The sequence below is a fragment of the Stenotrophomonas sp. 610A2 genome (genome assembly GCF_030549615.1).
GTDB lineage: Bacteria > Pseudomonadota > Gammaproteobacteria > Xanthomonadales > Xanthomonadaceae > Stenotrophomonas > Stenotrophomonas pigmentata.
Genome location: NZ_CP130832.1, coordinates 1,631,903 through 1,651,613, shown reverse-complemented (window position 1 = coordinate 1,651,613; position 19,711 = coordinate 1,631,903). Strand labels below are relative to the sequence as shown.

19 protein-coding genes are annotated in these 19,711 nt (G+C 64.2%); 2 read left to right on the top strand and 17 right to left on the bottom strand.

The features are described from left to right. Positions 1-83: 83 nt before the first annotated feature. From Q5Z11_RS07445 to rlmD, 5 genes are all read right to left on the bottom strand, one after another. Positions 84-635: a hypoxanthine-guanine phosphoribosyltransferase gene (locus Q5Z11_RS07445; protein WP_303749401.1), complete on the bottom strand. Its 552-nt coding sequence runs from the start codon at positions 633-635 to the stop codon at positions 84-86. Further along, complete coding sequence (gene nagZ / locus Q5Z11_RS07440; protein WP_303749400.1) at positions 635-1,642, bottom strand: beta-N-acetylhexosaminidase; 1,008 nt, start codon at positions 1,640-1,642, stop codon at positions 635-637. The genes Q5Z11_RS07445 and nagZ overlap by 1 nt, the downstream gene beginning before the upstream one ends. Positions 1,643-1,721: 79 nt before the next feature. Next, a complete protein-coding gene (locus Q5Z11_RS07435) occupies positions 1,722-2,417 on the bottom strand; it encodes a DsbA family oxidoreductase (protein ID WP_303749399.1) in 696 nt (231 codons plus the stop codon). 142 nt (positions 2,418-2,559) lie between these two features. Next, positions 2,560-3,045: a CYTH domain-containing protein gene (locus Q5Z11_RS07430; protein WP_303749398.1), complete on the bottom strand. Its 486-nt coding sequence runs from the start codon at positions 3,043-3,045 to the stop codon at positions 2,560-2,562. Positions 3,046-3,048: 3 nt separating this feature from the next. Further along, positions 3,049-4,389, bottom strand: coding sequence for a 23S rRNA (uracil(1939)-C(5))-methyltransferase RlmD (gene rlmD, locus Q5Z11_RS07425; protein WP_303749397.1), 1,341 nt, complete (start codon positions 4,387-4,389; stop codon positions 3,049-3,051). A 124-nt stretch (positions 4,390-4,513) separates the two neighbouring features. Between rlmD and Q5Z11_RS07420 the strand changes: the two genes are divergently transcribed. Then, on the top strand, positions 4,514-5,227 hold the full coding sequence (locus tag Q5Z11_RS07420) for an Hpt domain-containing response regulator (protein ID WP_303749396.1): 714 nt from the start codon (positions 4,514-4,516) through the stop codon (positions 5,225-5,227). Positions 5,228-5,426: 199 nt separating this feature from the next. On the opposite strand, the gene recO is transcribed toward Q5Z11_RS07420, so the two are convergent. The 9 genes from recO to rpoE all read right to left on the bottom strand — a co-directional run bounded on the left by recO (position 5,427) and on the right by rpoE (position 14,398). Next, positions 5,427-6,149 (bottom strand): DNA repair protein RecO, encoded by a 723-nt coding sequence (recO, locus tag Q5Z11_RS07415; RefSeq protein ID WP_303749395.1) that lies wholly within the window; start codon positions 6,147-6,149, stop codon positions 5,427-5,429. A gap of 241 nt (positions 6,150-6,390) precedes the next feature. Then, positions 6,391-7,293 (bottom strand): GTPase Era, encoded by a 903-nt coding sequence (gene era / locus Q5Z11_RS07410; RefSeq protein WP_282269633.1) that lies wholly within the window; start codon positions 7,291-7,293, stop codon positions 6,391-6,393. Continuing rightward, positions 7,290-7,967 carry a ribonuclease III gene (gene rnc / locus Q5Z11_RS07405; RefSeq protein ID WP_303749394.1) on the bottom strand — a complete coding sequence of 226 codons (678 nt, stop codon included), beginning with the start codon at positions 7,965-7,967 and terminating at the stop codon, positions 7,290-7,292. Before rnc ends, era begins: the two co-directional genes overlap by 4 nt. After that, positions 7,957-8,364 (bottom strand): DUF4845 domain-containing protein, encoded by a 408-nt coding sequence (locus tag Q5Z11_RS07400; RefSeq protein WP_405051658.1) that lies wholly within the window; start codon positions 8,362-8,364, stop codon positions 7,957-7,959. The genes rnc and Q5Z11_RS07400 overlap by 11 nt, the downstream gene beginning before the upstream one ends. Beyond that, the gene (lepB, locus tag Q5Z11_RS07395; RefSeq protein ID WP_303749392.1) at positions 8,361-9,164 is read right to left on the bottom strand and encodes a signal peptidase I; all 804 of its coding nucleotides are present in this window, start codon (positions 9,162-9,164) and stop codon (positions 8,361-8,363) included. Before lepB ends, Q5Z11_RS07400 begins: the two co-directional genes overlap by 4 nt. A 109-nt stretch (positions 9,165-9,273) precedes the next feature. Further along, on the bottom strand, positions 9,274-11,064 hold the full coding sequence (gene lepA / locus Q5Z11_RS07390) for a translation elongation factor 4 (RefSeq protein WP_296250907.1): 1,791 nt from the start codon (positions 11,062-11,064) through the stop codon (positions 9,274-9,276). Between the two features lie 159 nt (positions 11,065-11,223). After that, positions 11,224-12,744, bottom strand: a complete 1,521-nt coding sequence (locus Q5Z11_RS07385) for a DegQ family serine endoprotease (protein ID WP_303749391.1) — start codon at positions 12,742-12,744, stop codon at positions 11,224-11,226. A 128-nt stretch (positions 12,745-12,872) separates the two neighbouring features. Further along, on the bottom strand, positions 12,873-13,781 hold the full coding sequence (locus Q5Z11_RS07380) for a sigma-E factor negative regulatory protein (RefSeq protein ID WP_303749390.1): 909 nt from the start codon (positions 13,779-13,781) through the stop codon (positions 12,873-12,875). Further along, positions 13,778-14,398, bottom strand: coding sequence for an RNA polymerase sigma factor RpoE (gene rpoE / locus Q5Z11_RS07375; protein ID WP_296250849.1), 621 nt, complete (start codon positions 14,396-14,398; stop codon positions 13,778-13,780). Before rpoE ends, Q5Z11_RS07380 begins: the two co-directional genes overlap by 4 nt. A 236-nt stretch (positions 14,399-14,634) precedes the next feature. Between rpoE and Q5Z11_RS07370 the strand changes: the two genes are divergently transcribed. Then, a complete protein-coding gene (locus Q5Z11_RS07370) occupies positions 14,635-16,698 on the top strand; it encodes a 3-hydroxyacyl-CoA dehydrogenase NAD-binding domain-containing protein (RefSeq protein WP_303749389.1) in 2,064 nt (687 codons plus the stop codon). A gap of 237 nt (positions 16,699-16,935) precedes the next feature. Here Q5Z11_RS07370 and Q5Z11_RS07365 read toward each other — a convergent pair whose 3' ends face one another. The 3 genes from Q5Z11_RS07365 to Q5Z11_RS07355 all read right to left on the bottom strand — a co-directional run bounded on the left by Q5Z11_RS07365 (position 16,936) and on the right by Q5Z11_RS07355 (position 19,640). Then, complete coding sequence (locus Q5Z11_RS07365) at positions 16,936-17,931, bottom strand: cation diffusion facilitator family transporter (RefSeq protein ID WP_303749388.1); 996 nt, start codon at positions 17,929-17,931, stop codon at positions 16,936-16,938. Positions 17,932-18,011: 80 nt separating this feature from the next. Beyond that, the gene (gene dsbG / locus Q5Z11_RS07360) at positions 18,012-18,818 is read right to left on the bottom strand and encodes a thiol:disulfide interchange protein DsbG (protein WP_303749387.1); all 807 of its coding nucleotides are present in this window, start codon (positions 18,816-18,818) and stop codon (positions 18,012-18,014) included. 24 nt (positions 18,819-18,842) lie between these two features. Then, positions 18,843-19,640: a TlpA disulfide reductase family protein gene (locus Q5Z11_RS07355; RefSeq protein WP_303749386.1), complete on the bottom strand. Its 798-nt coding sequence runs from the start codon at positions 19,638-19,640 to the stop codon at positions 18,843-18,845. Positions 19,641-19,711: the final 71 nt, after the last annotated feature.

Below are 19,711 nucleotides of genomic sequence, written 5' to 3'. Positions count from 1 at the left end.
CGTTGGACACGTACAGGCCACGCCGCTGGCGTGACCTGGCCGCGATCAAACCGAAGGCCGATGGCAAGCATCGGCCGCCGGTATTACTGCTTCATTGCGTAGATGGCGGGCAGCGAGCGCAGCGACTCGTTGACGTCCATGCCGAAGCCGAACACGAAGCGGTCCGGCAGGTCGATGCCGGCGTAATCGGCCTTGACGCCCGGCAGTGCGCGGTCGTGCTTCTTCACCGTCAGCACGGCGATGCGCACGTCGGTGGCGCCCTGCTCCAGGCACCATTCGCGCACGCCCTGCAGGGTGAAGCCTTCGTCCAGGATGTCGTCGACCAGGATCACCCGGCGGCCAAACAGGGCCGACACCGGGCGGTGCTTCCAGACCAGCTCGCCGCCGGTCTCGCCGTGGTAGCGCGAGGCCTGCATGTAGTCGAACTGCGCATCCTGGCCACGCGCGCCCAGCTCCAATGCCAACTGGCCGGCGAACGGCAGCGCACCGTTCATGATGGAAATGAACACCGGCACCTCGCCCTTGTAATCGCGCGCGATGGCGTCGGCGATACCGGCAATGGCGGTGTCGATGGCGGGGCGGTCGACCAGCAGGTCGGCCTGGGCCACGGCTTGTTCAAGAGTGAGTCTGGACATCAGGCGGTTCTTCCAAGGTTTTCAAACAGATGATTACGGGTATCAGTATGGCGGGCATCGGCCAGCAGGCCGCCCCACCCCATCGCCCCACGGCCGATCAGGCTCAGCAGGGCGGCGGTATTCAAGCTGCGGCCGGCCACGGCCTGCAGTGATTCTTCGACCAGCTCCGGGTGGCAGACCAGCACCACGTCACAGCCGGCATCCAGGTGCGCATCGACGCGGGCCTTGACCCCACCGGCGGCGAACGAAGCCGCCATGCCGATGTCGTCGGAGAACACCACGCCGCGGAAGCCCATCTGCTCGCGCAGGATCTGGTTGATCCAGCGCGGCGAGTAGCCCGCCGGTTCCGGCGCCACCTGAGGATAGATGACATGCGCCATCATCACCGCATCAGCGCCAGCAGCGATGCCGGCACGGAACGGTATCAGGTCATGCGCTTCGATTTCAGCAAGCGAACGCGGATCGATTGCAGTATCCACATGCGTGTCTTCGCGCACGGTGCCGTGCCCGGGGAAATGCTTGAGCGTTGCCGCCATGCCGACCGAGTGCATGCCGCGCACATAGGCCGCAGTCAGCGCGGCAACCACCTGCGGGTCTTCGCCGAAGGCACGGTTGCCTATGGCAAGGTTGCCATGCCCCACGTCCACCACCGGCGCGAAGCTCAGGTCCAGGCCACTGGCGCGGATCTCGCTGGCCATCAGCCAGGCGTGCTGCCCGGCCAGGGCCAGGGCAGCTTCCGGATCGGTCGCATACAACTTGCCGAGGCCTTCCAGCGGCGGCAGCTCGGCGTAGCCCTCGCGGAAACGCTGCACGCGCCCGCCTTCCTGGTCCACGCTGATCAGCAGCGGACGTGCGGTAGCGGCACGGATCGCACTGGTCAGCTCGACCACCTGCTCACGCGAGGCGAAGTTGCGCTTGAACAGGACCACGCCGGCCACGGCGTCGTGCTGCAGCCAGCCGCGCTCCTGGGCAGTCAGTTCGGTGCCGGCAACGCCGATCAAAAGCATGCAAGGACTCCATCCCGCCGCAGGCTGCGGCGTAGCTGGGCATTGTCGCAGATGGCGCCCGCCGCGTCAGAGCCCGCGTTCAGACGCTGCAACCGTCCGGGCCGCAGGCCTGTTCATCATTGCTGGCAGTGGCAGCCGGAGCCTGCTCGGCGGCGATCTTGCGCAGCACCTCGGCGAATACTTCCGGCGGCTGCCCACCCTGCACGGCGTACTGGCCGTTGATGACGAAGGTCGGCACCGACTGGATGCCCAGCGCCTGTGCCTGGCCGATCCCAGCCTGGACCTCGGCCAGACCCTCTTCGGAGGCCAGCATGGCCTGCACGCGCTCGGCCGGGATGCCGCCGGTTGCGGCGGCGGCGATCAGCACCTGCGGGTCGGCCAGATTGCGGCCCTCGACAAAATGCGCGCGGAACAGTGCTTCACCCACCTGCTCCTGCACACCGTGCTGGCCGGCCAACCACATCAGGCGATGCGCAGGCAGCGTGCTGACCTTGACCTGGCCTTTGTCGAAATCCATCGGCAGGCCCATGGCACGGGCTGCGCCCTGGGTCTGCGCCAGCATCTGGTTGGTGCGCTCGATGCCACCGAACTTGACCGCGTAAGCCTCGCGCAGCGGAACCGGCGTGGTGCTGGCATCCGGATCCAGCAGGAACGGGTGCCAGTGCACATCGATCGCGGGCGCGTCAGCCCCCAGCAGCTCCAGACCACGCTGGAAGCGGTGCTTGCCGATCCAGCACCAAGGGCAGACAACGTCAGACCAGATATCGATGCGCATGAGGGTTCCTGATGTCCAATGTAGTGCCGAGCCATGCTCGGCAGGGGCTTTACCAGCAATGCCACCTGTAGTGCCGAGCCATGCTCGGCTGAAGCTTTACCGGCAATGCCCCTGCCGAGCATGGCTCGGCACTACCGGCACGTCACCACTGGCTGTACGGCTTCGAGGCCAAGGCCAGATTGTAATAACGCAATTCGTCGGTCACTTCTGCACCAGCCCAATCAGGCATGGCGAAGACCTGATCGGCGCTTTCCAGCTCGACTTCCGCCACCACCAGCCCAGCGTTGTCGCCGAGGAACTCATCCACTTCCCACAGCAGGCCATCGTGCTGGACCAGGTGCCGGCGCTTGTCGATCATGCCGCCAACGCACAGCGCCAGCAGCTCACGCGCCTCGTTTACCGGCACTGGGTAGTCGAACTCCTGGCGGGTGTGGCCGAGCTCGCGCGACTTGATGTTCAAATAGGCCTCGTCGCCCTGGATGCGCACTCGCACCGAGGCCTTCTGCGCGCCGCTGTCCATCGCCGCCATATCGTTGATATAGCCCTGCGCCATCGGGATGACGGCGTGCGCAGCGGCACGCCAGCCATCGTTGGTGACAAGGAACTTGCGTTCGATCTCGATACCCACCGCTTACCTCTTCTCGAAGACGGCAATGCTTTCAACGTGAGCGGTGTGCGGGAACATGTCCATTGCACCTGCCGACACCAGGGTGAAGCCACGCTCGTTGACCAGGTAGCCGGCATCACGGGCAAGCGAACCCGGGTGGCAGCTCACGTAGACGATGCGCTTGAACTGCTCCAGCGGCAATTGCTTGAGCACGTCGATCGCACCCGAACGCGGCGGATCCAGCAGCAGTTTGTCGAAGCCCTGCTTCATCCACGGCGCTCCGCTTTGGTCCAGGGTCAGATCGGCCGCATGGAACTCGGCGTTGGCCAGGCCATTGCGCTCAGCGTTTTCCTTGGCGCGCGCGACCAGCCCGGCCTCGCCTTCCACACCCACCACTTCGCGCACGCTGCGCGCCAGCGGCAAGGTGAAGTTACCCAGGCCGCAGAACAGGTCGAGCACGCGCTCATCCGGCTGCGCATCCAGCAGGGTCAGTGCATGCGCGATCATCTGCTGGTTGAGCTTGGCGTTGACCTGGATGAAGTCCAGCGGACGGAACGCCAGCTCCACATCCCACTGCGGCAGCGCGAAGGACAGCGCAACGCCTTCGGCCGGCCACAACGGTGCAACGGTATGCAGGCCGCCGGGCTGCAGGTAGATCGCGAAGCCATGTTCCTGGCCGAAGGCAATCCACGCCTGCTTGTCAGCTTCGCTGAGCGGGGCAAGGTGGCGCACGGTCAGCGCAATGGCCGCATCACCGGCGATGAATTCGATCTGCGGGATATCGCGCTTGCCGTCCAGGCTTTCAATGAATGCGGACAGCACGCCCACCTTGCTGCCGATCTCCGGGATCACCGTCAGGCACTGCGACAGGTCAGCGACAAAACGCGGGTCCAGTTCGCGGAAGCCGACCAGGGTCTTGTCCTTCTTCTCGACGCGGCGCACCGAGAAGCGACCCTTGCGCCGATAGCCCCAGCTGTCGCCGACCAGCGCCGGCAACACGCTGCCCGGGCTGACATGGCCGATGCGGGTCAGGTTGTCGGTCAGCACCTGCTGCTTGGCGACGATCTGCTTGGACTCTTCCAGATGCTGCAGCACGCAGCCAGCACATACACCGAAATGCGGGCAACGCGGCTCAACGCGATCCGGCGAGGCCTTGACCACTTCGAGCGTCTTGGCTTCGTCGAAATGACGGCTCTTGGCGGTCTGCTCGGCCATCACCGTTTCATGCGGCAGGGCGCCGCTGATGAAGGTGACCTTGCTGCCCTCGCCTTCACGGCGGGCCACGCCGCGGCCATCGTGGCTCAGGTCGAGGATGTCGGTCTGGAACGGGGTCTTGTCTATGCGGGGGGTTCTGGATCGGGCCACGTGGCAACAGGCTGCGGGCAAAAGGGCGGCCATTGTCGCAGATGCTTAACGTGAACACCCCGATGGCTTGCAGATCGCTGCGCCATCGCTAAGATGCGGGTTATAGCTGACATGGAGGCAGCAGATGAATACGCATCACCAAGGAAACCTGCCGCGCCTGCTACTGGTCGAGGACGACATGACCAGCCAGGGCTTCTTCCAGTTCGTGCTGGAATCGCTACCGGCCGAGGTCGATATCGCGGATTCCTGCGCCAGCGCGCTACGCCTGGCCCAGACCGAAACCTACGATCTCTGGCTGCTCGATGTGAACCTGCCCGACGGCAACGGTGCCAATCTGTTGCGCAGCCTGCGCAACCTGCATCCGCAGACCACGGCCTTGGCACATACCGCCGATACCAGCCTGGAAATGCAGCACACGCTGCAGCAGGCCGGCTTCCAGGAAACACTGGTCAAACCGATCAGCCGCGACGCGCTGCTGAAGAGCGTGCGCCGTGCGTTGGCGAAGTCCACTGCAAAAACCGATGGCCCCGTTGCCGAAGCCGCGCCCGACTGGGATGAGTCCGCGGCGATGAGCGCGCTGAATGGGCAGCAGGCGCATGTACGTGCGCTGCGTGAGCTGTTTCTCTCGGAGTTGCCCAGCACCCGCGATGCGGTCAGCCATGCACTGGAAGAACACGACGACAAGACCCTGCACGCGCAACTGCACAGGTTGCAGGCCAGCTGCGGCTTTGTCGGTGCCTCGCGCCTGGCGTTTGCGGTGCGTCAACTGAATCACGACCCGGCCTCGATGCAGGCGCGCCAACAATTCGGCAGCGCCGTCAGCGCCCTGTTGCGTTAATTACATGTAGTGCCGAGCCATGCTCGGCATGGCCCCTGCCGGTGAAGCCTCTTGCCGAGCATGGCTCGGCACTACGCTCCCTCCTTTTGGCCGCAGGCCAAGGGGAGGGTTGGGGAGGGGTGGGTTTTGGCTTGGAATGCCTCTTGCCGAGCATGGCTCGGCACTACAGGTGAGGCCTCTTGCCGAGCATGACTCGATGCTACGGTTGCGGACGGGCGAGTTCGCCCAGCATTTCCCAGGATTTGAGTCCGCGACCGCCGAGATGGTGCAGTAATACTGCGCGCATCTGCAGGCGCAGGCTGGCGACATCGCTGCTGTCGGGCTGTTCGTCGGCGGCCAAGGCCAGCAGCGCGCTGCCGGTAGCCAGCGTGCGCCACTCATTATTGCGTTCACTCAACAGACGCAGCGGTCCCTGCAGCGGATCCAGTCGATAGCGCGCCGCCGGATCGATCGGCTCGCCGTCTGCCGCACAACTCCAGTCGAAGCCAAAGCCCAGCGCCTCGAGCAGGTCACGCTCGAAGCGACGCAGCGACCATGCCAGTGCCTGCTCCTGATCCAGCTGGCCACGCAGCTCGCCATAAGCCGAATACAGCTCCGGGACCGGATCCTGCCGCGGCGTCAGCCGCATCACCAGTTCGTTGATATAGAAACCGGCCAGCATCGCGTGGCCTTGCAGTCGCGGCGCTACATCCTGGCTTTCTGCGCGCCGCAGCTGGGCCAGCTCCCCCGTTTGTTGCGCGTCAAAGCGGATCGCCTGCAGTGGCTGCAAGGCTGCACGCAAGGCCTGCTTCTTGGCCCCCTGCACGCCGCGCGCAAGCAGGCCGAGGCGGCCATGTTCCTGACTCAGCACCTCGACCAGCAAGCTGGTCTCGCGCCAAGGCCGGGCATGCAGCACGTAAGCGGGCTGATCTTCGATGCGCATCTAAGGCGGGGAGTTGGAAATGGAGAGTCGGGAGTTGAAACCGCAGGTCACCGTGACCTGGCCGGCTTTCGCCTGCCTCCCCGGCGACAGGCCGTCGCTACGAAACAGAATAACCGCAGCGTCGGCGCTCATCGCACAGCCTGACCAGCAACGTGGCCAGGCAACAGCCAGGGTCGCAGCTTGCAGAAGAACCAGGCAGTTTCCATTCCCGATCCCCTACTCCCGATTCCCGGTTGAAAACTTACTGCTCGCCGTAGCCGAAGGCCTTCAGTGCGGCCTCGTCGTCGGACCAGCCTTCACGTACGCGCACCCACGTTTCCAGGAACACCTTGGCACCGAACAGACGTTCCATCTGGAGGCGGGCCTTGGCGCCAATTTCCTTCAGGCGGGTGCCGCCCTTGCCAATGACAATCGCCTTCTGGCCTTCGCGCTCGACCCAGATCACCGCGCCGATACGCAGCAGTGCACCGTCTTCGGCGAAACGCTCGATCTCCACGGTGGTGGCGTACGGCAGTTCTTCGCCAAGCTGGCGCATCAGCTGCTCGCGGACCAGCTCGCCGGCGAGGAAGCGCTGGCTACGATCGGTGATCTCATCTTCGCCGAACATCGGCGGGCCTTCCGGCACCAGCCCGATCAGGTCGCGGACCAGCGCGTCCAGGCCATTGCGCTTCAGCGCCGAGATCGGATGCACGGCGGCGAACTCGCGGCCGACAGTGATCTCCTGCAGGAACGGCAGCAGCGCGCCCTTGTCCTTCAGGCGATCAACCTTGTTGACGATCAGTACCACCGGCACGCCTGCATCGCTAAGCACGTTGAACGCGAGGGTGTCTTCTTCGTCCCAGCGACCGGCTTCGATCACCAGCAAGCCAACGTCCACGCCTTCCAGCGAGGCACGCGCGGCGCGGTTCATCACCCGGTTCATCGCGCGCTTCTGCTGGCGATGCAACCCGGGGGTATCAACCAGCACCAGCTGCCCTTCCGGGTAGGTGGCGATGCCGAGCAGACGGTGACGAGTGGTCTGCGGACGGTTGGAGACGATGCTGACCTTGGCGCCAACCAGGGCGTTGGTCAGGGTCGACTTGCCAACGTTGGGGCGGCCAATGACCGCGACGCTGCCACAGCGATGAGAGGAGGTGTCGTTCACTTGGAATCCAATTGCTCTATTGCGGCAGCTGCCGCCTGTTGTTCGGCCAGCCGTCGCGAAGTGCCTTCGCCTTCGGTACTTACGGCGGGGTCAGCCACGCAACAGCGCACATGGAAGTGCTTGGCGTGGTCGTCGCCGGTCTCCGATACCAGCTCGTATACCGGCAGGGTCTTCTGCCGGGCCTGCAACCATTCCTGCAGGCGTGTCTTGGGGTCTTTCTCGGGCTTGCCTGCCGGCACCGCCGACAACGAGGCCTCGAACCACGGCATTATCCGCTCGCGGCAAGCCTCGAAACCTGCGTCCAGATAAATGGCGCCAACCACCGCCTCGAAGGTATCGGCAAGGATGGAGTCACGGCGGTGGCCGCCAGATTTCATCTCGCCCGGGCCCAGCGTGAGCCGATCCCCCAGCTCCAGGCTGCGCGCGATGACTGCCAATGCGGCTTCACAGACCAAGGCCGAACGCGCGCGGGTGAGCGCGCCTTCGTCGGCCTTCGGCCAGCGCGTGAACAGCGCTTCGGCGATGAGCATGTTGACGATGCTGTCGCCCAGGAACTCCAGGCGCTCGTTGTGCGGCGCACCGGCACTGCGATGGGTCAGGGCCTGCTTCAGCAGACCCTGGTCCTTGAATGAGTGGCCGATCAGGTCACCCCGTTGGAACGTTCTATTGAGCACTGCCTGAGGTGAATTCCTGAGAATTTTCAAAATTACCTACGATGTCCAGGTTGCCAATCAACGGCTTACGGACCTCATAGGCCACGTTCATCCGCCAACCACCCTCGGTACGCTCGAACTTGATGTTGTCGCGCTTGACCCGGTCGGAATAGTTCATGTCCATGCGCTTGAAAAAAGCATCGGTCGCGGTCGAAGGACTGAACTCCCCGGTCGACTCGTTGGCCATGGACTTCATCGCCACTTTTATCGAGTAGTACTCCTGGTACATCGGAAACAGCTTCATGCCGATGTAAAGCCCGAAGCCTACTACCGCCAGCACCATCACAAACGATGTCAGCGTCATACCTGCTTGCTTGTGCTTCATTGCGATCTCCCCAGAAACGCGTTGTCCACTCATTGAATGCCGGACCCGATGCGGGACGGCTCGAAACTACCCTTGCAGAACCAGCCTTCACAGTTCAGCCAGATCAGGAATGCCTTGCCACGCAGATTCTCTTCCGGCAGGAAATGGGTCTGGGTCCAGAAGCGACTGTCCTCGCTGTTGTCGCGATTGTCACCCATCACGAAGTACTGTCCTTCCGGCACCACCCAGTCGCCCTGCCCGCGCGGGTCGGCACGACCCAGCAACTCGAGCACGGTATGGCTGCGGCCCGGTAGCTGCTCGGTCAGCAGCGAGGCGCCGGTCATTTCCGAGCCCGGGCCCTTGCCAACGTACTCACCGCGCTCTTCGTAGACCATCGGCACGCCGTTGATCGACAAGGTATCGCCGTGGAAACCAATGCGGTCGCCCGGCAGGCCGATCACGCGCTTGATCCAGTTCTGGTCCGGCGCATGCGGCGGCTTGAACACCACCACGTCGCCGCGCTTGGGCTCGGACACCGGGATGATCTTGGTATTGGTGATCGGCAGGCGGAAGCCATAGGAGAACTTGTTGACCAGGATGAAATCGCCGATCAGCAGGTTGGGCATCATCGAGCTGGAGGGGATCTTGTACGGCTCGGCCACGAAGCTGCGCAGGATCAACACCACCGCCAGCACCGGGAAGAACGCGCGCGAGTAATCCACCACCGCCGGCTCTTCGCTGTCCAGCAGGCTGGCCTTCTCGGCACGGCGCTTGCGCAGGTACAGCTTGTCCAGCAGCACCACCAGGCCGGAGCCCAGGGTCAGCACAACCAGGATGATTTCAAACCATTTCATTCATGTTCCTTCGGAATGGGAATGGGGAATCGAAAGCAGGGAATGGAACAGTCCAGAAGCGGGTCCGCTCGGCCGTTACGATTCCCCACCCCCTATTCTCGATTCACTGTTACTTGTCCATCTGCAGCACAGCAAGGAAGGCTTCCTGTGGGATTTCCACGCGGCCCACCTGCTTCATGCGCTTCTTGCCTTCTTTCTGCTTTTCCAACAGCTTCTTCTTACGCGAAACGTCGCCACCATAGCACTTGGCCAGCACGTTCTTGCGCATGGCCTTGACCGTGGTGCGGGCGATGATCTGCGCGCCGATCGCGGCCTGGATGGCCACATCGAACATCTGCCGGGGGATCAGGTCCTTCATCTTCTCGCACAGCTCGCGGCCACGGCGATCGGCATGGCTGCGGTGGGCGATCAGCGACAGCGCGTCGACCTTGTCACCGTTGATCAGCACGTCCAGGCGCACGAACGGGCCGGCCTCGAAACGCACGAAGTGGTATTCCAGCGAGGCGTAGCCACGGCTGACCGACTTGAGCTTGTCGAAGAAGTCCAGCACCACTTCAGCCATCGGCAGCTCATAGCTGATCTGCACCTGGCTGCCCATGTAGTTGATGCCGATCTGGCTGCCGCGCTTCTCTTCGCACAGCTTGATGATGCTGCCGATGTACTCCTCGGGAGTGAGGATGTTGGCGCGGATGATCGGCTCGCGGATCTCTTCGACCTGGTTGACCGGCGGCAGCTTGGCCGGGTTGTCCATCATCACGATGGTCCCGTCGCTCTTGAGCACCTCGTAGATCACCGTCGGTGCGGTACTGATCAGGTCGAGGTTGTACTCGCGCTCCAGCCGCTCCTGCACGATTTCCATGTGCAGCATGCCGAGGAAGCCGCAACGGAAGCCGAAACCCATCGCCTCGGAGCTTTCCGGCTCGAAGCGCAGCGCTGCGTCGTTCAGGCGCAGCTTGTCGAGGGCTTCGCGCAGGTCCGGGTAGTCCTCGGCATCGACCGGGAACAGGCCGGCGAACACGCGCGGCTGCATTTCCTGGAAGCCGGGCAGCGGCTCGGAAGCCGGATCGGCCTGCAGGGTCAGGGTGTCGCCGACCGGCGCGCCATGCACGTCCTTGATGCTGGCGTTGATCCAGCCCACTTCACCGGCACGCAGCGCAGGCATTTCCTTACGCTTTGGGGTGAATACGCCGACCTTGTCGACCAGATGCCAACGGCCGGTGGACATGACCTGGATCTTGTCACCGGCCTTGATCTGGCCCTGCATCACGCGCACCAGCGAGACCACGCCCAGGTAATTGTCGAACCAGGAATCGATGATCAGCGCCTGCAGCTTGTCACTGCCACGGTCGGCCGGCGGCGGGATGCGGTGCACGATGGCCTCCAGCACCTCCTCCATGTTCAGGCCGGTCTTGGCGCTGACAGCCACTGCATCAGAAGCATCGATACCGATCACGGCCTCGATCTCGGCCTTGGCACGGTCGATGTCGGCGGTGGGCAGGTCGATCTTGTTCAGCACCGGCACCACTTCCAGGCCCTGTTCGATGGCCGTGTAGCAGTTGGCGACCGACTGCGCTTCCACGCCCTGGGCCGCGTCGACCACCAGCAGCGCACCTTCGCAGGCGGCCAGCGAGCGGCTGACTTCATAGGAGAAGTCGACGTGGCCGGGGGTGTCGATGAAGTTCAGGAAGTAGGTCTGGCCGTTGCGGGCCGTATACGGCACCGACACCGACTGCGACTTGATCGTGATACCACGCTCGCGCTCGATCGGGTTGTTGTCCAGGACCTGCGCTTCCATTTCGCGCGCGGTCAAGCCGCCACACAACTGGATGATGCGGTCGGCCAGGGTGGACTTACCGTGGTCAACGTGGGCAATGATGGAGAAGTTGCGGATCATCCGCATCGAATCATGTGACATAGGTGGCGGCGGCGGCGCTGCGTCGTCAGGATAACGGGGCATTATCGCATGCCGGAGCCAAGCCCCGCACAGGGTTTGGCCGGCAGCTGAATGAAAGGAGCCGCCCGAAGGCGGCTCCCGTTGCAATCGCGAGGCCTGGCGGGCTTATTCGCCGGCGCGGACCGGGACGAAGGCGCTGTTGGCACCGGCACGGACCAGCAACATGACCACATCACCCTTCTTGTAGCCAGCCAGCTCCCGGTTCAGGGCGGCGACGCTGCCGACCGGGGCACGCCCGACCTGCAACACCACCATTCCAGGGGCCAGACGCGCCTCGCGGCCAGACTGGCTGTTGACGCCGGTGATGCGCACGCCCTCGCCCGACTCCAGGCCAAGTTGGCGACGCTCGGCGGCGGTCAGATCAGCCACTTCCAGCCCCAACAGGGCATTGGCACCGGTCTGCGGCTTGGCGTCAGCGGCGGCCGGGGCCGTATTGCCTTGGCGTGCGGCGTCTTCGGCCAGCTCGGTCAAGGTCACGGTGATCTCACGCGGCTTGCCATCACGGATGATCCCCATCCGCACCCTGCTGCCCGGCGCCATTGCGCCAATCATCGGCGGCAGTTCGCTGGCATCGTTGATCTGAGTGCCATTGACCGAGCGGATGACGTCGCCCACCTCGATCCCGGCCTTGGCAGCCGAACTGTCCGCCACCATCTGATTGACCAGCGCACCACGGCTATCGGGCAGCTTCAGCCCCTCGACGGCATCACCAGTCAACGGACCGACCATCACACCCAACTGGCCGCGGCTGACCTTGCCGGTCTTCTTGATCTGCTCGACCGCGCTCATGGCCAGGTCGATCGGAATGGCGAAGCTGATGCCCATGTAGCCGCCGGAGGCGGAGAAGATCTGCGAGTTGATGCCGACCACTTCACCGCGCGTATTCAGCAAGGGACCGCCAGAGTTGCCCTGGTTGATCGCCACGTCGGTCTGGATGAAGGGCACATAGCGCTGTTCATTGCCGCCGGTATTGCGGCCCAGCGCACTGACGATGCCCGCGGTGACGGAGTGATCCAGGCCGAACGGCGAGCCGATCGCCACCACCCACTGACCCGGCTTGAGGCTGTTGGAGTCGCCCACGCGCACGGTCGGCAGGTTGCTGCCCTCGACCTTGAGCAGCGCCACGTCGTACTGGGCGTCACTGCCGACGACCTTGGCGGTGAACTCGCGGCGATCACTCAGGGTGATCTTGACCGACTCGGCACCGTCGATGACGTGGTGGTTGGTCAGCACATAGCCGTCATTGGAGATGATGAAGCCCGAACCCATGCTGCGCCCACGCGGACCGTTGTCCGGCCCCTGCTGGCCCGGCCCCGGCATCTGGAAATCCGGACCGAAGAAGCGGCGGAAGAACTCCGGCATCTGGTCCATGTCCGGGCCCTGCTGCACCGCACGGGAATTGCGGCGCGCCCCGATCACGGTATCAACCTTGACCACGCCCGGGCCGACCTGGTCGACCAGCTGGGTGAAATCAGGCAAGCCCTGCACCAGCTGCGGCGCCGGGGCAGCACGGGGGGCAGCAACCTGCGCGGCAGGAGCATCCGGGGCCGGACTCTGCGCGCAGGCCACCAACGGCAGGGTCATCGCCAGCAGGCCAAACACCTTGTTTTGGATACGGGGGGTCATCGGCTTCGAGCCTCCAATTCAGTCAAAGCGGGAAAGAACAGCCAAGCCCGGTACGCCCAACCACCGCGCACAAACCTGGAATCCGGGGAAAACCGGTCGCCCTGAGGCAGACGACCGGCAAGCAACACTCATTGACGCGGCAGCAGCCTGCGCGACTCGGCTTCGTCGGCACCTTGTGCCGGCATGCGCGGTTCAAACGGGTAGAACGTCGCCCCACCCGGCTCCTGCGCAGGGAAACTGGCATTCAGCGCGCCCTGCGACAGCGACGGTGCCACCGTCGAGCGTGGCCATGGCCGTGCATGCAGCACACCATTGCCGGTGGCAAACGGGTCCTGGCGCAGCGCCGGGGTTGCCGGCAGTACCGGCGCGGAAGCAATCGCCCGCTGCGGCTCGGCCATGCGCGCGGTACCGGCCCGCGCTGCCTGCTGGGTACGGGTCGCGCTGCCGCGGCGGGCGCTGGCATCCTGGCGACGGGTCACGGCTGCGGCAACCGCAGGTGCGGCCGCAACCAGACCGGCGACATTGCCGGCATCAGCCGCGGTAGGGGCCGAAGGCTGCACAGGTGCGGGAGCAACTTCCGCCGTGGTAGCGATGACCGGCGTCGGTGCATTCGTTTCAGGCAGCTGTTCGCGGGCCATGAACAAGGCCACGGCAGCCACCGAGGCAGCCAGGGCGGCACCGCCGCCCCAACGCCGCCAACCTGTCCGCGCGGCACGTTGCGGCGCACGCTGTGCTGCGGACGCGGCCACCAGCGGCCCGTTCTGCAACGCATCCGCGTCCACGGCCTGACGCACGCGCGCACTAAAATCCAAGGGCGCCGGTGCGCAGGCCTGGCCGCGCATCACGTCACCCAATACCTGCCAGCGCTCCTGGCAGGCCGAAAGCTCACTGTCGTGCTCCAAGCGGCGCAGCATGAAACGCGCCTCATCGGCAGCCAGCTCGCCATCCACCAGCGCCGACAGTTGCTGGCGGTAGTGCAATTCGAATTTGTCCGGCGCAGCACCGGCCGACACCGGGTTACGGTCTTGCGGGTTCATACGCGACTCCGTTCACGGGTAGCGCTGGGGGTATCCAGCAAGGGACGCAGCTGTGTATCGATGGCCTCGCGGGCACGGAAGATCCGCGACCGCACCGTGCCGATCGGGCATCCCATTTTCTGCGCGATATCCTCGTAACTCATGCCTTCCACCTCTCGCAACGTAATGGCTGAGCGCAGCTCTTCGGGCAACGCATCAACCGCCTTCATCACGGTCTGTTCCAGTTCCTGGCGCATCAACTCACGCTCGGGCGTGTCGTTGTCGCGCAAGCGGACCCCACTGTCGAACTGCTCGGCGTCGCCGATCTCGATGTCGTCGGTGGGGGGGCGCCGGTTGTGTGCTGCCAGGTAGTTTTTTGCGGTATTCACTGCGATCCGATGCAACCAGGTATAGAACTGGGCGTCGCCACGGAAATTCCCGAGCGCACGGTAAGCGCGCACGAAAGTGTCCTGGGCCACGTCCTGACATTCACTCCAGTCGGCGATGTAGCGCCCGATCAACGCGATGATCCGATGCTGGTACTTGCGTACCAACACATCGAACGCCGCGCTTTCGCCGCGCTGCACACGCCGGACCAGTTCCAGGTCCAGCTCCTGCGGTGTTTCAACCTCGGCCATAACGGGCCGCACTCCTGTCAGCCCAACCGACGTCAGGCAATAAGACCGCTGTTCGCGGCAAAAGTTCAGCACCCCGTCCCAGCGGCACCGCACCAGCTTTTAACTCCCGTTCGGCTAACCTCCGGGGGCGCTGACCAGATAAGCCCAACACACTTCCTGACATTGGGATTTGACGGCAGGGAAACAACCTCTGGATCATAGCGGTCTTCTCCATACACAACCGGATGGAACGTCCCATGCTCTCAGGCTTCGACGGGCTCCGCTTCAATCATTGGCAAACCGAGCTGCGCGAGGATGGCGTGGCAGTGCTCAGCCTCGACCGCAAGGACAGCCCGGTCAATGCCATGTCGCAGGACGTGCTGCTGGAACTGGGCGACATCGTCGAGCGGCTGGCCATCGACCCGCCCAAGGGCGTGGTGGTGCGTTCGACCAAGGCGGCCGGCTTCATCGCTGGCGCCGACCTGAAGGAATTCCAGGAGTTCGACCGTCGCGGCACCGTCAATGACGCCATCCGCCGCGGCCAGAGCGTCTACCAGAAGCTGGCCGAGCTGCCCTGCCCGACCGTCGCCGCGATCCACGGTCACTGCCTGGGCGGCGGCACCGAGCTGGCGCTGGCCTGCCGTTACCGCGTGGCGTCCAACGACCAATCCACCCGCATCGGCCTGCCGGAGACCCAGCTGGGCATCTTCCCGGGTTGGGGCGGCAGTTCGCGCCTGCCCCAACTGGTCGGCGCACCAGCGGCGATGGACATGATGCTGACCGGCCGCACCTTGTCGGCCTCGGCTGCGCGTGCGATCGGACTGGTCGACAAGGTCGCCGCCCCGGCGGTGCTGGTCGATGCGGCCATCGCGCTGCTGCAGACCGGCGTGACCCGCCCGTTCAAGCAGCGCGCCACCGCCTGGGCCACCAATACCTTCCTGGCCCGCAAGATCCTCGCCCCGCAGATGGCCAAGCAGGTCGCACGCAAGGCCAAGAAGGACCAATACCCGGCGCCCTATGCGCTGATCAGCACCTGGGAGCGCACCGGCGGCAGCCCGATCCAGAAGCGTCTGGATGCCGAGCGCCGCGCCGTGGTCAAGCTGGCCAGCAGCCCGACCGCGCGCAACCTGATCCGCATCTTCTTCCTCACCGAACGGCTCAAGGGATTGGGCGGCAAGGATTCGGGCATCAAGCATGTGCACGTGGTCGGTGCCGGCGTGATGGGCGGCGACATCGCTGCATGGGCGGCCTACAAGGGCTTCAACGTGACCTTGCAGGACCGCGAGCAGCGTTTCATCGATCCGGCCATGACCCGCGCGCAGGCGCTGTTCGACAAGAAGGTGCGCGATGAGAGCAAGCGCCCGGAAGTCGCCGCACGACTGAAGGCCGATCTGGCCGGTGACGGCGTGGCCCAGGCCGATCTGGTGATCGAGGCCATCATCGAGAACCCGGAAGCCAAGCGTGCGCTGTACCAGACGCTGGAGCCGAAGATGAAGGCCGATGCGCTGCTGACCACCAATACCTCCTCGATCCCGCTGGTCGAGCTGCGTGACCATATCCAGCGCCCGGCGCAGTTTGCCGGCCTGCATTACTTCAACCCGGTTGCACAGATGCCGCTGGTGGAAATCATCCACCACGACGGCATGGCACCGGAGACCGAGAAGCGCCTGGCTGCGTTCTGCAAGGCGCTGGGCAAGTTCCCGGTGCCGGTGGCCGGCACGCCCGGCTTCCTGGTCAACCGCGTGCTGTTCCCGTACATGCTGGAAGCCGCCACCGCATATGCCGAAGGCATCCCCGGCCCGGTGATCGACAAGGCGGCGCTCAAGTTCGGCATGCCGATGGGCCCGATCGAGCTGCTGGATACGGTTGGCCTGGACGTCGCCGCTGGCGTGGGCAAGGAGCTGGCGCCCTTCCTCGGCCTGCAGATCCCGGCTGCACTGGCGACCGTCGAGCCGAACAAGCGCGGCAAGAAGGATGGCCAGGGCATCTACAAGTGGGAGAACGGCCGCGCGGTTAAGCCGGAAGTGGCCAAGGACTACCAGGCACCGTCGGATCTGGAAGACCGCTTGATCCTGCCGTTGCTCAACGAAGCCGTGGCCTGCCTGCACGAGGGCGTGGTCGCCGATGCCGACCTGCTCGATGCCGGCGTGATCTTCGGCACAGGTTTCGCCCCGTTCCGTGGCGGCCCGATCCAGCATATCCGCGCGACTGGCGTGGATGTCCTGGTTGAGAAGTTGAAGACCTTGCAGGCGCGGCATGGTGATCGCTTTGCGCCGCGCCAGGGCTGGGACATGCCGGAGCTGCGTGAGCCGGTAGTCTGAGCTTCTAGCAGTTGATCGAATGAAAAACGGAGCCGAAGGGCTCCGTTTTTCATTCCAGCTGTAGTGCCGAGCCATGCTCGGCAGGGGCCTTACAGAAAATGCCGAGCCCCCGATTTTGCAGGAGCAGCGTAAGCCGCGAAGGCACAGATCAATCAGATTGCCGTGATTCCGGTGATTTCAGCAGCCTCAGCTTCGCGGCTTACGCCGCTCCTACAATGCCGAAAAGCCACCGGACGTCTAGCGATGCACATGGCCGTGATGGCCTTGATCATCCGGCCCATGCGCATGACCTTCATGATCGTGATCGTGATCGTGATCGTGATCGTGACCAGCATCGGCCTTCTTCTCGGCACAATCATCACCGCAGTGATCCGCTTCAACCTGCACCGTCACATGATCGATATCAAACCGCTCGTGCAGCATGTCTGCCAACTGCCGACGCAAGGCATCCGGTGACTGGCCGTCATTCATCACCACGTGCACGGTCAATGCCGGCGTGCTCGATGCCAACGCCCACACATGCAGATCATGGGTACCGGCCACTCCTGGGAAACCACGCAAGGCCTGCTCGATATCCGCCAGCACCACACCTTTCGGCACGCCCTCAAGCAATACGTTGATCGCATCGCGCAGCAGCACCCAGGTGCGCGGCAGTACCCACAAGCCGATCAGCACCGCAAGAATCGGATCCACCAGCGTCCAACCAGTGAAGTGGATGATCAGGCCGCCAGCAATCACCGCCACCGAGCCGAGCATGTCACTCCACACTTCCAGGTAGGCGCCCTTGACGTTCAAGCTCTCGCCGCTGCCAGCACTGAGCAGGCGCATCGCGATCAGGTTCACCACCAGTCCAAAAGCCGCCACCCACATCATGCCGGTGGAAGCAATGTCCTGCGGCTGCTGGAAGCGCTGCGCGGCCTCAAACAGGATGTAGATGCCCACACCGAACAACAGCAGGCCATTGGCCACCGCGCCCAAGGCCTCCAGGCGCGCATAACCATAAGTGCGCTTGGCATCGGGCGGACGCCGGCTCAGGCGAACCGCGGTCAAGGCGATCATCAGGCCGATGGCATCGGTCGCCATATGTGCGGCATCGGACAACAGCGCCAGGCTGTTGGTCCAGAACGCGCCGATGACTTCGACCACCAGGTAGGCGGTGGTCAGCCCCAGCGCCCACCACAATGGTTTCTCGTGGCGGATTTCGCTGGGCAGGTGGTTGTGGTCGTGACTCATGGCTGGCTCCTCATTGCGGCGCCAGCTTAGTCAGCCAGTGGCGGCGGAGACTATTACATCGCCGCCGCCCGGTTCAGTGATCAGCGCGGGCCGAGCACCGTCTGCATGTCATCGCCCTGCGGCATGCCAGAACGCATCTGCACCGTGCCGTCGGCGTCCTTGAACAGGATGCCGGGGGTGCCCTGGAAGCCCAGATCCAGCATCAACGCTTCATTGGCGCTCAGCTTGGCCTGCACTGCCGCTGGCACCGTCGCCAGCGGCTTGATGCCGCCCTTGGCGAAGTCGCGCTCGTTCTGGATCAAGGCCTGCTCCGGCGAGGCTGCACCCAGAATCGCGGCGGCCTTGTTGGCACTGTCCTCACGGATCACGCCGACCAGAATCTGCCGGATCTGCACCTTGCCTGCGGCTACCCATGGCTGCGCCGCTTCCCAGAAACGGTTGCAGTACGGGCAGTTCGGGTCGCTGAAGGAATAGATGACGCGCGGCGCATCGGCCTTGCCATCGCGTACCCAATGGCTGGCTTCCACCTTGGCCCAGGCCTGCTGGCCCATCGGCCCGGTCACCAGCTCCTTGAGCTTGGCGGCGCTGACGTCCTCACCCTTGGCATTGACCAAGGTGCCAACCACCGCGTACTCGCCGTCCTTGGAAACATAGACACCAAGCGGGCGCTGTCCAGCAACACCGGCATAGCCGGTCAGGCCGACCGGCGTTTCGAACGTCCCCATGAACTCCACGCCCTGCGAGCGCAGGGTCTTCACTACTGCAGGTTCATTGGCCGCAGCCGGCTTGGCCGCGGTAGCAGCCGGCGGCGCGGGGGTCTGCGCGCACGCCAGCGGCGTCAGCGTCATGGCGGACAACAACAGCAACATCGAACGGGAACGCATCATCGTGTGTCTCTTTCAGGAAAGGAGTTATTGCATTTCGCGCAGGCGCGCTTCGAGGGTGGCGCGCGACAGCTCGCCCATATGCACATTGCGCAGCCGCCCATCGGCGCCAAAGAACAGCGTTGTTGGCAATGCCCGGGCGCCGGTCTGCTGCATCACCCGCGACTCGGCATCCAGCAGCACATTGCCCAACTGCATGTTCTCGGCACGCAGATAGTCGGCGACCTCATCGCGGGTCTCGCCCTGATTGGCGAATACGAACTGCACCTGCGGATGTGCCTGCTGCGCCTGTGCAAGCACCGGCATCTCGCGTCGGCACGGTCCGCACCAGGTCGCCCAGAGATTGATCACGGTCGGTTTGCCGGCAAATGCTTTCAACGGCGCTGGCTGGTCCTGCATATCGACCAATACCGCATCCGGCAGCGGAATGGATGAGCGCTGCAACGCGAACAAAGCCATGCCGCCTATTGCCCAGAACGCCGCACCAGCAACCAGCCCCAACAACACCGGTTTGCGCAGAATGCGCTGGCGGCTCTTCCACAACGCATAGGCCACCGCGACCAGCAGGCCAGCCCAGATCGAATAACCCCCATCACCCAGACGGATGATGGACAGCGGTTGCGACAGATAGTCGCTGGCGTGCATCGCCACATGTGCCAAGCGCGCACCCAGCAGGCCAAGCAGGAAGGCATCGAGCACCACCGCGCCGGCGCGACTGCGCATGCCGTCTTCGGCAGGCGCCAGCGCACGTGCGAAGAACCAGCCAATTGCCAGCGCCAACAACGCAACCAGGGCCATCAACGGAAATGGGCCGGCGCTGATCACCGAGCCATCTCGACGCCTGCAAACACAATCCAACTTGAACAAACGGTGAATCCAATCATCAACACCAACCC